We start from the raw sequence: 14,123 nt of genomic DNA, 5'->3' as shown, positions 1-14,123 counted from the left end.
CGTCGCGATGAGTTCCGCCGGGTCCGGCGGTCACCACTTCCACGTATCCCCGGACACGAGGAGCCGGCGCCCATGTCGCTTCCCGAGATCGTCCCGCGCGCGGACTGGCGCGCGGCGCGCGAGGCCCTGCTGGCCAAGGAGAAGGCGGCCACGCGCGCGCGTGACGCGCTGAGCGCCGAGCGGCGGCGGCTGCCCGCGGTGGAGGTCGGCACGGAGTACGTCTTCGAGGGCGGCGACGGCAAGGCCACGCTGCTCGACCTCTTCGAGGGCCGCGACCAGCTCGTCGTGCACCACTTCATGTTCGCCCCCGAGTGGGACGCCGGCTGCCCCGGCTGCTCGGCGTTCCTGGACCAGATCGGGCACCTCGCGCACCTGCGCGCCCGGGGCACGTCGTTCGCGGCCGTGTCCCGGGCGCCGTACCCGCGGATCCTGCCGTTCAAGGCGCGGATGGGCTGGACGCTGCCCTGGTACTCCTCGTACCCCGGCGACTTCGACCGCGACCTCGAGGCGACCGTCGAGCGGGACGGGCAGCCGCTGGACCGGGCCGGGCTGAGCTGCTTCCTGCGCGAGGGCGACCGGGTCCTGCACACCTACTCGGCCTTCGGCCGCGGCCTGGACGGGCTCGGCTCGGCGGACAGCCTCCTGGACCTGACGGCGCTCGGCCGGCGCGACCCCCGGGGCGGCGTCCGCCATCACGACGAGTACGACCTCTGACACCCACGGTCCCGAACAGACCCGAACGGCGCAGGTGAAGCTCACTCTTTACGGTGATCGAGTGTCGACCACGTCTCAGTAGCGTCACGCCGCGAGCCGTTCACTCCATGGTTGTCGTTTAGTTCTACGAGTACAGCGCGACATGGAGGTGCAGGGTGAACGGGCGAACAGTGCTCGAAAGCTTTCCTGCCGGTGGACCCCGCGGATCCTGGCCCGCGGAGGAGTTCGCTCACGCACGCCGCCAGGAGGGCCTGGCCGCGGAGGTCGTCATGGACCTCGTCACGGACATGTTCCTGGTCATCGTCCGTGGGGGCGAGACCGCCGGGGTGGTCCTCGCCTGACGCGTCAGGCGAACTGGTCCGCCTGGAGCGCGTACAGCTCCGCGTAGACGCCGCCCGTGGCCAGCAGCTCCTCCGGTGAGCCGGACTCCACCAGCCGGCCCTGGTCGAGGACGTGCACCAGGTCCGCGTGGCGCACGGACGCCAGCCGGTGGGTGATGAGCACGACCGTCTGGCCGCTGCCCGCCAGGGCGCGGATCTTCTCGAAGACCTCCAGCTCGGCCCGCGCGTCCAGGGCCGCCGTCGGCTCGTCCACGATGAGGATGTCGCCGCCGCGATAGGCGGCCCGGGCGATGCCGATCCGCTGCCACTGCCCGCCGGACAGCTCGTGGCCGCCGCTGAAGTCGCGGGCCAGCAGGGTGTCCAGGCCCCGCGGCAGGTCCGCGACCACCTCGCCGGCGCCCGCCTCGGCGACAGCGGCGGCCACCCGGTCGTCGGCGAGCGGCGCCGAGGAGCGGCCCACCGCGACGTTCACGCGCGCGGTGAACGGCCAGCGCTTGAAGTCCTGCGCCACCATCGCGACGCGCTCGGCGAGCGCCCGCCGGTCCGCCGTCGCCGCGTCCACGCCGTCCCACAGGATCCGCCCGCGGTCCGGCGTGTACAGCCCGGCGAGCAGCTTGACCAGGGTCGTCTTGCCCGAGCCGTTCTCGCCGACGAGCGCCACGATGCGGCCGAGCGGCAGGGTGAGCGTGACGTCGTCGAGCGCCGGGCGGGCGGCGTCGCCCGGGTAGCGGAAGGTGACGTTCTCGAAGCGGATCTCCTTGGGGTCCTCCGGCAGCGCGGCGCCGCCCGCCGGGACCGCCCACTGCGCGGCCTGCACATGCAGGCGGTCCAGGTCCCCGACGAAGAGGGCCTCCTCGTGCAGCGCGTTGACCTCCACGACCAGGCTGCCGAGGCTCTGCGAGCCGGTGCGGATCGCGATCACCGCCGTGCCCGCCACCGACAGCGCCATCGCGCCGCCGAGCAGCAGAGCGCCGAGCGTGGCGTACGTCGCGGCCGCCGCCAGGCCCGTCCACGCCGAGGCGATCAGCCCGGTGCGCGCCGCGAGGCGGGCGAGCCGCGCCTGCTCGCCCTCGGCGGTCTCCGACATCGCGCGGAAGTGCCGCAGCAGGAAGGGGCCCACCCCGTGCACCCGGATCTCGGGCGCGGCGCCCGGCTCGATCAGCAGGCCGGCCAGCAGCCGCCCCGCCCGCGCGTGCTGCACCCAGGCGTGGAACGACTCGTACCGGCGGCGGGCCAGCGTCAGCGCGCTCCAGGCGCTGGGCAGGGTCATCGCCACCATCAGCGGCAGCAGGGCGGGGTGCAGCACGGTCAGCACGCCGGCCGCGGCGACCAGCGAGATCAGCGCGTTCATCACGGCCGCGCCGAGGGAGATCATGCGCCGGGCGGAGGCCGCGCCGTACTGGGCGGTGTCCAGCAGCTTGTGGAAGGCGTGGTCCTCGATGGCGGCCAGCTCCACGGAGGCCGCCCGTTCCAGGTACCGCTCGGTGGCCACCCGCTCCACCTTGGGCTCGAGCCGGCCCGTGGCGTGGGTGGAGGCCGCCCGCAGCAGCGCCCCGGCCAACGTCACGACGGCCAGCACGACCAGCGCGGGAAGGCTGCCGCGCAGCCGCTCGCCGACCGGGCCCGCGGTCATCAGGCCGCCCAGGACGCTGTTGACGGCGAGCAGTCCGACCGCCTGGGCCACGCCCCGGCCGGCCTCGGCGGCCAGCACGGTCCGCGCGGCCCGGGCGTCGGCGCGGCGGGCGAGCGCGAGGCTCGAGACGAGCAGGGCGGGCAGCCGGGTCACCATGGCCCGCAGGCCCAGTTCGAGAAACGCGTCGGAGTGCCGGTTCCAGCCCATGTCGTAGCGCAGCGGCCCGCCGAAGAGCAGCCGCTCGGACTCCGACACCCCGGCCGCCTCCGGGTCGCCGTCCCTCTTCGTCCCGTCGCTCGCTCCGCGCACCCGCAACCGTCGGCCCTCCCCCGATCGTGGACGAACGGCCACTATCGCGGGGCGGGGCGCCCGGTGGCAGGGCGCGAGAGGGGTTGAGAGGGGGCGCGGGGGCGCGCGACGGGAGGCTTCCGCGCCGCTTCACGGCCTCCTCCGGTGCCGTCTGGCAGCCCGCTTCCGAGCTGGGTCTCGGCCCGTGCGCCTCCTAGGCGCTGACCGGCCGGGACCAGGCCGGCGTGGTCCCCGTCAGCCGGCACAGGGCCAGGTAGAGGGGGATGGGCGGGGTGTAGGGGACCGGGCCGTCGGGGCGGTAGAGGAGCTGGGGCGCGTCCGGGGTGTCGGGGACGACCGCGTCGGTGGCGTAGCGGGCGGGCGCGGGCCAGTCCAGGGCGTAGTCGGAGTCGGACGGCACGAGCCACCACCAGCGCCCCCGGTCGGCGTAGACGCAGCCCACGCGGGGCAGCCGGGGCACCAGCTGGGCGCCGAGGGTCGCTGGCGTCGCGACGGCGTCGCAGCCGAGCGGGGCCGTCATGCCCTCCGGCACGGACAGCCGCAGTGGCACGCCCGGGGTGTGCCGGCGGCGCGTGAGGCGGACCAGGGTGTCAAGGGCGAGCGGCAGGGTGCTGCCGGTCGCGGACCTCATAGCCATGCGGTCCCCGTTTCGCGGTGGTGGGCCTCGCGGCCGTGCGCCTCGTCGTGATGGGTGTCGCGGTGGTGGGCGTCGCGGTGGTGGGCCTGCGTGTCGCCGTCGCCCTCGGAGCCGTCGGCGGGGCCGGGCTTCGGGCGGGCGCCCCAGCCGAGGTCGCCGCGGGGTGCGAGGGTGTCCGGCTCGCCGGCCGTGCGCGGCAGGTCGGCCCAGACCAGCAGGCCGGGACCGTGCTCGTGGGCGCCCCAGGCGGCGCACAGGGCGTCGACGAGGACCAGGCCCCTGCCGTGCTCGTCGTCCGGCTGCTGCCCGTCGGCATAGGGCTGGCCGGGCGCGCAGCCCTCGTCACGGACGGCTATGCGCACCAGGTCGTGGCCGTCGTGCAGCTCGCAGACTATGTGTCTGCTCGCGGTGTGCACGATCGCGTTGGTGACCAGCTCCGAGACCACCAGGGCCGCCGTGTCGCAGGTGTCCTCGCACACCGACCAGCCGGTCAGCCGGGCCCGGGTCAGGCGTCTGGCCTGCGCGGGGGAGCCCGGATGCGCGGCCAGCTCGAAGCGGAACCTGCGCCCTGCGGCGGCGGTCCCGGCTCCCATGGCGGCACCGAGACCCGGGCGGGTCGTGGCGGCGTCTGTTCCTAAGGGCGCGGACGGAATCACGCTTGCCACTATCGCCCCGGCGTGAACACTTGGCAAGACTCACTCTGAAATATGCAGAGTGCTGTGTGACGGTCCGGACCGGCGTGGCACACTGCTCGCAACAGCACGTCGAGCGGCGCCACTTCAGATCACCGAAGGTCTGCCAGGACCTTCGAAAAGATCTTCGAATGGCGCCGCCGGGCTTGTCGGGACATTTCGGGAGGCGAAACGGTGAGCGAGCCGCGGTCCGCGCCGACGGTCGGCCAGGTCGTCCTCGGCCGACGCCTGCTGGACCTGCGGGAACGCGCCGGACTCAAGCGCGAGGAGGCCGCCCGCGTCCTGCGCGTCGCCCCCGCCACCGTGCGCCGCATGGAGACGGCCGAGGTCGCCCTCAAGATTCCGTACCTCCAGCTCCTGCTGAGGGCCTACGGCGTCGACGAGGAGGAGGCCGAGGCATTCGTCCGGCTGGCCGAGGACGCCAACCAGCCCGGCTGGTGGCAGCGCTTCCACGACATCCTGCCGGGCTGGTTCTCCATGTACGTCAGCCTGGAGGGCGCCGCCGCCCTGATCCGCTCCTACGAACCGCACTTCGTCCCCGGCCTGCTCCAGACCGAGGACTACGCGCGCGGAGTGCTGCGCTCCGGCGCCGTCGGCCAGACCCGGCCCGACGACATCGAACGCCATGTCGCCCTGCGCACACAGCGCCAGGCCCTGCTCACCCGCGAGGACGCGCCCCGGATGTGGGCCGTCATGGACGAGACCGTGCTGCGCCGCCCGGTCGGCGGCCCGGAGGTGATGCGCGCCCAGATCGACAAGCTGCTCGAGGTCATGGAGCTGCCCCATGTGACGCTCCAGATCGCCCCGTTCGCCGCCGGGCCGCACCCGGGCACCTACGGGCCGTTCGTGCTGTTCCGGTTCGCCATGCCGGAGCTTCCGGACATGGTCTACAGCGAGTACCTGACCGGCGCCGTCTACCTGGACGCGCGCGCCGAGGTGGCCACCCACCTCGAGGTCATGGACCGCATGGCGGCGCAGGCCGCCACGGCACATCGCACGAAGGAGATCCTCCGGGACCTCCGCAAGGAGCTGTGAATGAACCGCATCGACTCCCCGTGGCCCCCGCGCCCGGCAGGCCACCGCTCCGAGCGGATCTACAACGGCATGCCGGCCCGGGAGCTGGGCAGCGAGGGCTGGCACAAGCCGTGGAGCGGCGGCAACGGGGGCAACTGCCTGGAGGCCATGAAACTCGCCGACGGCCGGATAGCCGTCCGCCAGTCCACCGATCCCGACGGGCCCGCGCTGATCTACACCACCGCCGAGATGACCGCGTTCATCGAGGGCGCGAAGGCGGGGGAGGCGGACTTTCTGTTGTCATGACCGCTGATGAACGGCCGTCGACACGTGTCATCGCGGCCGACCCGCTCGAAGGCCACCCGACATCAGTGATCGGACGACGACGCGGCAACGACCGTCAGGCCCTCATCGGGCGGTCGAACGGGCCGATCGGCGCCGGGAGTCGCGTGCTCCCGCCCGACAGGTGACGGTCGACGGCAGCCGCCACCGCCCGGCCCTCCGCGATCGACCACACGATGAGCGACTGCCCGCGCGCGGCGTCCCCGGCCGCGAACACCCCCGGCACACCGGTCGCGAAGTCCCCGTCCCGCGCGATCGTGCCCCGCGGCTCCAGCGTCAGCCCCAGCTGCTCCACCAGCCCGTCCCGCCGGTCGGGACCCGAGAAGCCGAGGGCGAGCAGCACCAGGTCGGCGGGGAGCTCCCGCTCGCTGCCCGACCGCGGCCGGCGCCCCGCGTCCACCCCGACCAGATGCAGCGACCGCACCCGCCCGTCCGCGTCGCCCGAGAAGCGCAGCGTGGACGCCGCGAACAGCCGGGCGTCCGCGTCCGCCGCCGGAGCGGTCCGCAACTGCCCCGCCTCCTCATGGGCGGCCGACAGCCGGTAGAGCTTCGGATACGTCGGCCAGGGCTCCGCCGCCTCGTCGCGCTCCGCGCCCGGCTGCGCGTAGATGTCCAGCTGGGTCACCGACGCGGCGCCCTCCCGCACCGCGGTCCCCAGACAGTCCGCTCCCGTGTCCCCTCCTCCCACGATGACGACGTGCTTCCCGGCCGCCGACAACGGCGAGGCCGACAGATCGCCCTCGCACACCCGGTCGGCCAACGGCAGGTACTCCATGGCCTGGTGGATCCCGGCCAGCTCCCGCCCCGGCACGGCCAGCTCGCGCCAGGCGGTCGCCCCGACGGCCACGATCACCGCGTCGTAACGGCTCCGCAGCCCGGCCGCGTCGACGTCCCGCCCGACCGCGGTCGACGTACGGAACCTCGTCCCCTCCGCCCGCATCTGCTCGATGCGCCGCTCCAGATGCCGCCGCTCCATCTTGAACGCCGGGATGCCGTACCGCATCAGCCCGCCGATCCGGTCGTCACGCTCGAAGACGGCCACCGTGTGACCGGCCCGGGTCAACTGCTGGGCCGCCGCCAGGCCGGTGGGCCCGGAGCCGATCACCGCCGCCGTCCGCCCGGACAGCCGGTCCGGCGGACGCGGCGGCGTGAACCCCTCCTCCCAGGCCCGGTCGGCGATGGCGCACTCGACGTTCTTGATGGTGACGGCCGGCTGGTTGATGGCCAGCACGCAGCCCGCCTCGCACGGCGCGGGACACAGCCGCCCGGTGAACTCCGGGAAGTTGTTCGTCGCGTGCAGCCGCTCGCTCGCCGCCCGCCAGTCCTCCCGGGCGACCAGGTCGTTCCACTCCGGGATCAGGTTCCCGAGCGGACAGGCCTCGTGGCAGAAGGGCACCCCGCAGTCCATGCAGCGATCGGCCTGCCGTCCGACGATCGGGAGCAGGGCACCGGGGACGTACACCTCCTCCCAGTCCCGCACCCGCTCCTCGGCGGGCCTGCGAGGCCACTCCTCGCGAGGAGTGGAGAGGAAACCCTTGGGATCGGCCATGGCCGTCTTCCTAGCGTGGCGGGGGCGGTCCTGGAGTCGTGGAGCCGGGCCTGGACGGGACCCTTCCGGCCACGATACGTCGCGCCCACCGCGTACGCAGTCCACCGGCCGCGCCGCCTGTGCCGCGGTGCCGCCGCCCCATGCCGTCCCGTCAGACCAGGGCCAGCGCGTAGGCCGCCGTCGCCGCGACCGAGGCCGCCGTGCGTATGTGGTTCCACGCGGTCCACTCGCGCACATAGCGACCCCAGTGGCCGGCCGCCTCCGCCGAGCCCGGCTCCCGGCGCAGCAACGTGGCGTTGCGGGGGACGTTCGCCGCCACCGTGACACCGAACGAGCCCACCAGATACAACGCGCTGCCCACCAGCAACAGCACCGCACCCTCCGCCGGCCACACCACGCACGTCACCACGCCGGTGGCCAGCGCGAGGGCCGCCGTCCCGAGGAACAGGAGCATGAAGGGCACTCGCACCGCCGCCGTGTTGATCGCGTTCATGGCCGCGACGCCCTGGGCCGGCGGCAGCGCGGCCAGCCCGCGCATCACGAAGGTGGAGAAGGCGTAGAAGACGCCTGCCGTCATGCCGGTCCCGAGCACGCCCAGCACCGCCAGCACCAAGTACGGTCCGTCGATCATGTCCCCTCGTCTCCCCAGTGTTCATGCTGTCGTTCCGACCGCCGTCGCCGATGATCCAAGTCAACCTGCGCGCGGCCGTGGCGACCATGGCCCAGCCGCGCGGGCCCATGCGCGAGCGTCCAGGCGGGCGGGCCGCCGGTTGACGCATCATGGGCGGGTGCGACTGGAAGCGATCACCTGGGACCGGCTCGGCGACCTGCTCGCCGAGCGCGTGCTCGCCCTGGAGCCCGCCGACGGCGGCCTCCGCCCCCGGATCGCCCTCGACGGCGCCCCGGCCGCCCGGGCCAGCGACCTCGCCGAGCGGGTGTCCGACGCGCTGCGGGTCCGCGGCAGGCCCTCCCTCGTGGTCGGCACGGAGGGCTTCCTGCGGCCCGCCTCAGTGCGCCTGGAGTACGGGCACCACGACGTCGAGTCCTACTACGACGGCTGGCAGGACACCGGCGCCCTGTGGCGCGAGGTCTTCGACCCGCTCGGTCCCGAGGGTGACGGACGGGTCCTGCCCGACCTGTGGGACCCCCGCACCGACCGCGCCACGCGCAGCCCGTACGCCGAGCTGCCCCCGGGCGGCGCACTGCTCCTGCACGGCCCCTTCCTGCTGCGCCACTGGTTCCCCTTCGACCTCACCGTCCATCTCGTCCTGAGCCCCGGCGCCCTGCGCCGCCGCACCCCCGAGTCCGAGCACTGGACCCTGCCCGCCTTCGAGCGCTACGAGACGGAGGCCGACCCGTCCGGCACGGCCGACGTTCTGGTGCGCGCCGACGACCCGCGCCACCCGGCGTGGACCGGCTGACCGGGGCCACTGGCCGGAATCGCCGGCCCGGGCCACCGGCCGGGACCGGCCGGCGAGCCGTCAGAGCCAGCCGTTGCGCCGGAAGCCCCGGTACAGCGACAGGCAGGCGAGGGCTATCACCCCGATGACGAGGCCGTAGCCGTACCGCCAGCGCAGCTCCGGCATGTGCTCGAAGTTCATTCCGTACACCCCGCAGACCATCGTCGGCACGGCGACGATCGCGGCCCAGGAGGTGATCTTGCGCATGTCCTCGTTCTGCGCGACCGTCACCCGGGCGAGGTGGGCCTGGAGGATGGAGTTGAGCAGTTCGTCGAAGGCGGCGAGCTGCTCCGTGGCCCGCAGCAGGTGGTCGGCCACGTCGCGGAAGTAGGCCTGTATCTCCGGGTCGACCGCCCGGAACGGCCGGATGGCCAGCTCCTCCAGCGGCCGGCTCAGCGGCCCCACCGCCCGCTTCAGCTCCAGCAGTTCGCGCTTGAGCTGGTAGATGCGTCCCGCGTCGACCCGTCCGCCGTTCTCCGCGAACACGTCCGTCTCCACCTGGTCGATGTCCGCCTGCACCGCTTCGATGACGGTCAGGAACTCGTCCACCGCCTGGTCCGCGATCGCGTGCAGCACGGCGGACGGGCCCTTGGCGAGCTGGGCGGTGTCCGACTCCAGCTCCTCGCGCAACGGGCCGAGGGAGCCGTGCCGTCCGTGCCGCACGGTGATCACGAAGTCCTCGCCGAGGAACACCATGATCTCGCCGGTGTCCACCACCTCGCTGGTCGCCGTCAATTGCTCGTGCTCGACGTAACAGACCGTCTTGACCACGGCGAACAGCGTCTCGCCGTACCGCTCCACCTTCGGGCGCTGGTGGGCCTCGATCGCGTCCTCGACCGCCAGCGGATGCAGTCCGAACAGCTCCGCCACCCCGGCGAACTCCTGGTCCGTCGGCTCGTGCAGGCCCAGCCAGACGAACCCCTTGCCGTACCCGCGCACCCGCCGCACCGCGGCCACCGGATCGTCGCCCTCGGGGATGCGGATCCCGTCCCGGTAGGTCACGCAGTTCACCACCGAGGAGCCCAGCGGAGAGCGGGCGGGGTGACTCAGGTCCACCCGGGGGCGGCGGCGGGCGAGCCGCGCCACCTTGCGCAGACCGCTCGCCCTGCCCAGGCTCCTGACCTTCCGCAGATTCCCTGCCACCGACATCCGGATCTCCTCGCGTGGGTCCCCTTGCGCCGTGCCTCCCGCGCCTCGGCCGCCAGTCTGCCAAATCCGTGCGAAGCGCGAACGAGCCTGTGGACAGCGCGGATTCCGGTTGGTTCCCGCCTGTGGACGACACGCCGTCGGGGCCCGCCCGCGCCGGAGCGTCGACCGTTCACCACAAGGCGGGCAACTGGGATGATCGCGGCATGACGCGAACCGACGGATACCTCCTCGACAACCGGCAGGACGAGGCGGCGGAGCGCTTCGACGCCTTCGCCGCCCTGTTCGACCCCACGACGTTCCGACACCTCTCGGCCCTCGGTGTCGGACCCGGCTGGCGCTGCTGGGAGGTCGGGGCCGGCGGCACGTCCGTGGTGTCCTGGCTGGCCAAGAAGGTGGGACCCACCGGCCGGGTCGTCGCGAGCGACATCGACACCTCGCGCCTCACCGCGGCAGCCCGCCCGCCGGTCGAGGTGCGGCTGCACAACGTGGGCGCGGACGAACCGCCGGGGGAGGACTTCGACCTGATCCACGCCCGGCTCGTCCTCGTCCATGTCGCGGACCGCGAGAAGGCGTTGCTGTCCATGGTCGCCGCCCTGCGGCCGGGCGGCCGGCTCCTGATCGAGGACGCCGACCCCGCGCTGCAGCCCCTGCTCTGCCCCGAGGACCGCGGCGAGGAACAGCAGCTCGCGAACCGGCTGCGGCACGGCTTCCGCGAACTGCTCGCCCGGCGCGGCGCGGACCTCTCCTACGGCCGCAGGCTTCCCCGGCTGCTCCGGGAGGCCGGCCTGCGCGGCGTGGAGGCCGACGCCTGCTTCCCCGTCACCTCGCCCGCCTGCGCCGCCCTGGAGTCGGCGACGGTGCGTCAGATCCGGGACCGGCTGGTCACCGCGGGCCTCGCCACCGACGAGGACATCGACCGCCATCTCGCCAACGTGGCCTCCGGCGACATGGACCTCGCGACGGCACCCATGATCTCGGCGTGGGGGCGCAAGGCGTAGCGGTCGTGCGGGCCCGGTACGGGCGGTGGCGCAGCGCCTTGTCGCGGGCTGCCGACCGTCGCGTGCGGGGTCGGTGGCCATTGGTGCCGCGTACGGCGCCGGCGGCCGTCGGCGTGCGGCGCCGGCGCCCGAAGGTGTCGCGGGTGGCGCCGGCGTCCGTCGGTGTGGCGCGTGGCATCGGCGTCCAAGAGCGATCGCGTCACCGGCGCCGTCGGTGCTCGCGGGCGGCCCGACCCGCGCCGGTGCTCGGGTGGCCCGGCACCTCACTCGTGCCGCCGCGGGGGCCTCCCGCCCACCCGCGCCACCGCCTCGGCCCCCGCCCGGCACCCTGCCGCCGCGGCGGCCGACGGCTCCGCGCCGGCGATCAGCGCGGCGAGGAACGCGCCGGTGAAGGCGTCACCCGCCCCCGTGCTGTCCAGCGGCGACACCGCGGGGGCGGGCACCCGGGCGGTCACGGCACCGGACCGGGCCACCAGGGCACCCCGCGCCCCGTGGGTCGCGACCACCAGCGGCACGCGCCGGCTCAGCTCGGCCGCCGCGTCCGCCGCCCGGGACCGCCCCGTCAGCAGACACGCCTCGTCCCGGCTGGGCAGCAGGAGGTCCACACCGTCGATCAGGTGGAGGAAGTGGTCCGTGCCGAGCTCCTTGAGGAATCCGGCCGACGCCGGATCGAGGCTGGCCGGAGTGCCACGCGCACGGGCCGCGGCCAGCGCCGCGGCGACCACGGCGCGGCCCGGCTCCGAGAACAGCAGGTAGCCCGACAGGTGCAGCCGAGCGACCCCGTCGAGGAGGGAGTCCGACCAGTCGCCGGGCCCGAGGCGCAGCGACGCCCCGCTGTCCGTGAGGAAGGTCCGCTCGCCCCCGGCGCCGGAGTCGACCAGGCAGATCACCGTGCCGGTCGGCGCGACCGGGTCGACGGTGAGCAGGGGGCGTACTCCGTGGGCCGCCAGCTCCTCTTCGTGCCAGGCCGCCGCGTCCGCGCCGACCCGTCCGAGGAGCCGCACCTCGGGGCAGCCGGACCGGGCCGCCCAGCAGGCGACGTTGGCCCCCGCCCCGCCGGGCAGCCGTCGGATGGCAGCGGTCGTGTCCGTGCCCGTCGCCAGCGGTCCGCGGTGGCGGGCGACGATGTCCGTCACGACGTCGCCGACGACGAGCAGCGCGCCGTCCCCGCCCGCGTTCACCCCGCCGCCCAGGCCGCCGCGACCCGGGCCGCCAGCCGCACGTTGCCCCGCACCGCCGCGAGGTTGGCGCTCAGCGAGGCCCCGTCGGTGTGCCGTACCAGGTGGTCGAGGAGGAACGGCGTGACCGCCTGGCCCGTCACCCCCTCCACCGCGCACGCGTGCAGCGCGTCGGCCAGCACCCGCGCGTGCACGGCCGGGTCCAGTTGCTCCTCCTCCGGCACGGGGTTGGCGAGGACGAGCGCCGCCGGGGGCCCGCCGAGCGCGTCCTGCGCCCGCATGGCCGCCGCCACCGCCTCCGGGGTGTCCAGCTTCCAGTCCACCGGATGCCCCGAGTCGGAGAGGTAGAAGCCGGGGAAGCGGTCCGTGCCGTACCCGGCCACCGCCACGCCGAGGGTCTCCAGCCGTTGCAGGGTCGCCGGCACGTCCAGGATGGACTTCACGCCCGCGCACACCACCGTGATCCGGGTGCGCGCCAGCAGGCCGAGGTCGGCCGACTCGTCCTGGGTCACCGTCCACTCCCGGTGCACCCCGCCGAGCCCGCCGGTCGCGAACACCCGCAGGCCGGCCAGCGCCGCGAGCAGAGCGGTCGCCGACACGGTCGTCGCCCCGCTCACCCCGGCGGCGACGGCGAGCGGCAGGTCGCGGTGGCCCAGCTTGCGGACACCCTCCTCGTTCGCGATCCGCTCCAGCTGCCGCTCGTCCAGGCCGATCAGCGGCCGTCCGTCCAGCACGGCGATCGTCGCCGGCACGGCGCCCTCCCGCCGTACCGCCTCCTCCAGCTCCCGGGCCACCAGCAGGTTGCGCGGTCGCGGCAGTCCGTGCGCGATGATCGTGGACTCCAGCGCCACCACGGGGCGACGCGCGTCGAGCGCCGCACGCACCTCCTCGGACACCACCAGTCGCATGCGTCCGCCTCCCCTCCGTCGGCCCTCTCTCCATCCCTGGCGACCCCGGAGCCCCGCCAAACCCCACGCACCACACCGGTGGTTCCCTTGCGTCATCGAGGCCCGGCGCACAGCCTGGAACCATGACGGACAGCGCAGTACGTCTCGACCATGTCGTGCTCTGGGTGCGGGACCCGGTCGCCGCAGCCGGTTTCTACGAGAAGCTCGTCGGCCTGGAGCCGCTGCGGGTCCCCGAGTACGCCGCGGGGACGGTGAGCTTCCCCTCGGTACGTCTCACCGAGGAGACCATCCTCGATCTCGCCCCGCGTGCCCTGGCCGAGCAGATGCGGATGCTGCCCGGGGCGGAGGGCAGCGCGGGCCACCCCGTCAACCACATCTGCCTGGCCCTGCCGCGTCACGACTTCGACGCCCTGCGGGCCCGGCTCGAGGCGCAGTCCGTCCCCGTCTCCGAGCTGTCCTACGACTCCTCCGGCGCCCGGGGCCCGGCCCGCCGCAGCTTCTACTTCGGCGACCCGGACGGCAACATCATCGAGGCCCGGCACTACGACTGACGTCCCCGGACGCGGCGCAGCCCGCGGGGCGGGCGGGACACTGCGCAACGCCCTCAGAACAGCGGCTGCGGCAGCACGCCCTCCAGGGCGAGCAACTGGCGCTTGGTGTCGAGGCCGCCGCCGAACCCGCCCAGGCCGCCGCTGCTCTCCACCACGCGATGGCAGGGCACCACGACCGGCAGCGGGTTGGCGCCCATCGCCGTGCCCACCGCCTGTGCGGCACCCGGCTGGCCGACCCGGTCGGCGAGGTCGCCGTAGCCCACGACCGAGCCGAAGGGCACGCCGGAGGCCAGCTCCCGCAGCACCTCGCGGTTGAAGCCCGCGATCAGTGACCAGTCCAGCGGCAGCTCGAAGTCGCGCCGGTCGCCCGCGAAGTACGCCTCGACCTGCCGTATCGCCTCGGCCAGCAGCGGTGAGCCGGGCGCCTCGACGGGCTCCGTGCCCAGCCGGGACGCCAGGCGCTCCAGGGCGCGGTCGCGTATCGCGCCGGAGGCGTGGAAGACGACGTTCACCAGGCCGTCGCGGGTCGCGGCGAGCAGCAACGGCCCGATGCCGGTGTCGACCACCGTCCACACCACCTGCTGCGTGTTGCGCCCATGGCTGTCCATGGGCGCAACCGTACGGCCCGCCACTGACAACGGGTGGCGG

At 74.3% G+C, this 14,123-nt stretch carries 16 protein-coding genes; 7 read left to right on the top strand and 9 right to left on the bottom strand.

All coding sequences use genetic code 11. From position 1 onward, the window contains the following. The first annotated feature begins 72 nt into the window (after positions 1 to 72). Both ACGFZL_RS21475 and ACGFZL_RS21470 read left to right on the top strand, forming a co-directional pair. The gene (locus tag ACGFZL_RS21475; RefSeq protein WP_393693831.1) at positions 73 to 714 is read left to right on the top strand and encodes a DUF899 domain-containing protein; all 642 of its coding nucleotides are present in this window, start codon (positions 73 to 75) and stop codon (positions 712 to 714) included. Between the two features lie 155 nt (positions 715 to 869). Continuing rightward, positions 870 to 1,055 carry a hypothetical protein gene (locus ACGFZL_RS21470; RefSeq protein ID WP_393693829.1) on the top strand — a complete coding sequence of 62 codons (186 nt, stop codon included), beginning with the start codon at positions 870 to 872 and terminating at the stop codon, positions 1,053 to 1,055. Positions 1,056 to 1,059: 4 nt separating this feature from the next. On the opposite strand, the gene ACGFZL_RS21465 is transcribed toward ACGFZL_RS21470, so the two are convergent. From ACGFZL_RS21465 to ACGFZL_RS21455, 3 genes are all read right to left on the bottom strand, one after another. Further along, positions 1,060 to 2,895 (bottom strand): ABC transporter ATP-binding protein, encoded by a 1,836-nt coding sequence (locus tag ACGFZL_RS21465; RefSeq protein ID WP_393694103.1) that lies wholly within the window; start codon positions 2,893 to 2,895, stop codon positions 1,060 to 1,062. Positions 2,896 to 3,190: 295 nt separating this feature from the next. Next, positions 3,191 to 3,634, bottom strand: coding sequence for a hypothetical protein (locus ACGFZL_RS21460; RefSeq protein ID WP_393693827.1), 444 nt, complete (start codon positions 3,632 to 3,634; stop codon positions 3,191 to 3,193). Further along, positions 3,625 to 4,326, bottom strand: coding sequence for an ATP-binding protein (locus ACGFZL_RS21455; RefSeq protein WP_407078457.1), 702 nt, complete (start codon positions 4,324 to 4,326; stop codon positions 3,625 to 3,627). Before ACGFZL_RS21455 ends, ACGFZL_RS21460 begins: the two co-directional genes overlap by 10 nt. A 174-nt stretch (positions 4,327 to 4,500) precedes the next feature. On the opposite strand from ACGFZL_RS21455, the gene ACGFZL_RS21450 reads away from it, so the two are divergent. Both ACGFZL_RS21450 and ACGFZL_RS21445 read left to right on the top strand, forming a co-directional pair. Then, positions 4,501 to 5,361: a helix-turn-helix domain-containing protein gene (locus ACGFZL_RS21450; protein WP_393693823.1), complete on the top strand. Its 861-nt coding sequence runs from the start codon at positions 4,501 to 4,503 to the stop codon at positions 5,359 to 5,361. After that, positions 5,362 to 5,646, top strand: coding sequence for a DUF397 domain-containing protein (locus ACGFZL_RS21445; protein WP_393693821.1), 285 nt, complete (start codon positions 5,362 to 5,364; stop codon positions 5,644 to 5,646). Between the two features lie 94 nt (positions 5,647 to 5,740). Here ACGFZL_RS21445 and ACGFZL_RS21440 read toward each other — a convergent pair whose 3' ends face one another. Together ACGFZL_RS21440 and ACGFZL_RS21435 are read right to left on the bottom strand one after the other, a co-directional pair. Next, positions 5,741 to 7,231, bottom strand: coding sequence for a glutamate synthase subunit beta (locus tag ACGFZL_RS21440; RefSeq protein ID WP_393693819.1), 1,491 nt, complete (start codon positions 7,229 to 7,231; stop codon positions 5,741 to 5,743). A gap of 151 nt (positions 7,232 to 7,382) precedes the next feature. Next, on the bottom strand, positions 7,383 to 7,862 hold the full coding sequence (locus tag ACGFZL_RS21435) for a DUF1772 domain-containing protein (protein ID WP_393693817.1): 480 nt from the start codon (positions 7,860 to 7,862) through the stop codon (positions 7,383 to 7,385). 157 nt (positions 7,863 to 8,019) lie between these two features. Between ACGFZL_RS21435 and ACGFZL_RS21430 the strand changes: the two genes are divergently transcribed. Then, positions 8,020 to 8,652 (top strand): uridine kinase, encoded by a 633-nt coding sequence (locus ACGFZL_RS21430; protein ID WP_393693815.1) that lies wholly within the window; start codon positions 8,020 to 8,022, stop codon positions 8,650 to 8,652. Between the two features lie 60 nt (positions 8,653 to 8,712). On the opposite strand, the gene ACGFZL_RS21425 is transcribed toward ACGFZL_RS21430, so the two are convergent. Then, positions 8,713 to 9,840, bottom strand: a complete 1,128-nt coding sequence (locus ACGFZL_RS21425) for a magnesium and cobalt transport protein CorA (protein ID WP_393693813.1) — start codon at positions 9,838 to 9,840, stop codon at positions 8,713 to 8,715. Between the two features lie 203 nt (positions 9,841 to 10,043). Between ACGFZL_RS21425 and ACGFZL_RS21420 the strand changes: the two genes are divergently transcribed. Beyond that, the gene (locus ACGFZL_RS21420; RefSeq protein ID WP_393693811.1) at positions 10,044 to 10,838 is read left to right on the top strand and encodes a methyltransferase; all 795 of its coding nucleotides are present in this window, start codon (positions 10,044 to 10,046) and stop codon (positions 10,836 to 10,838) included. Positions 10,839 to 11,101: 263 nt separating this feature from the next. On the opposite strand, the gene ACGFZL_RS21415 is transcribed toward ACGFZL_RS21420, so the two are convergent. Continuing rightward, entirely contained in the window at positions 11,102 to 12,019 is a 918-nt protein-coding gene (locus tag ACGFZL_RS21415; protein WP_393693809.1) for a carbohydrate kinase family protein, read from the bottom strand. Beyond that, positions 12,016 to 12,924: a pseudouridine-5'-phosphate glycosidase gene (locus tag ACGFZL_RS21410; protein ID WP_393693807.1), complete on the bottom strand. Its 909-nt coding sequence runs from the start codon at positions 12,922 to 12,924 to the stop codon at positions 12,016 to 12,018. Before ACGFZL_RS21410 ends, ACGFZL_RS21415 begins: the two co-directional genes overlap by 4 nt. 122 nt (positions 12,925 to 13,046) lie before the next feature. Here ACGFZL_RS21410 and ACGFZL_RS21405 point away from each other — a divergent pair, with 122 nt between their 5' ends. Further along, complete coding sequence (locus ACGFZL_RS21405; RefSeq protein WP_355175086.1) at positions 13,047 to 13,475, top strand: VOC family protein; 429 nt, start codon at positions 13,047 to 13,049, stop codon at positions 13,473 to 13,475. 53 nt (positions 13,476 to 13,528) lie between these two features. Here the strand turns inward: ACGFZL_RS21405 and ACGFZL_RS21400 are convergent, their stop codons facing one another. Further along, positions 13,529 to 14,083 (bottom strand): methylated-DNA--[protein]-cysteine S-methyltransferase, encoded by a 555-nt coding sequence (locus ACGFZL_RS21400; RefSeq protein WP_393693804.1) that lies wholly within the window; start codon positions 14,081 to 14,083, stop codon positions 13,529 to 13,531. Positions 14,084 to 14,123: the final 40 nt, after the last annotated feature.

It is taken from the genome of Streptomyces sp. NPDC048182 (genome assembly GCF_043202555.1).
Classification (GTDB): domain Bacteria; phylum Actinomycetota; class Actinomycetes; order Streptomycetales; family Streptomycetaceae; genus Streptomyces.
The sequence above is the reverse complement of the archived record's forward strand: the minus strand, read 5'-3'. Positions and strand labels throughout refer to the sequence as shown.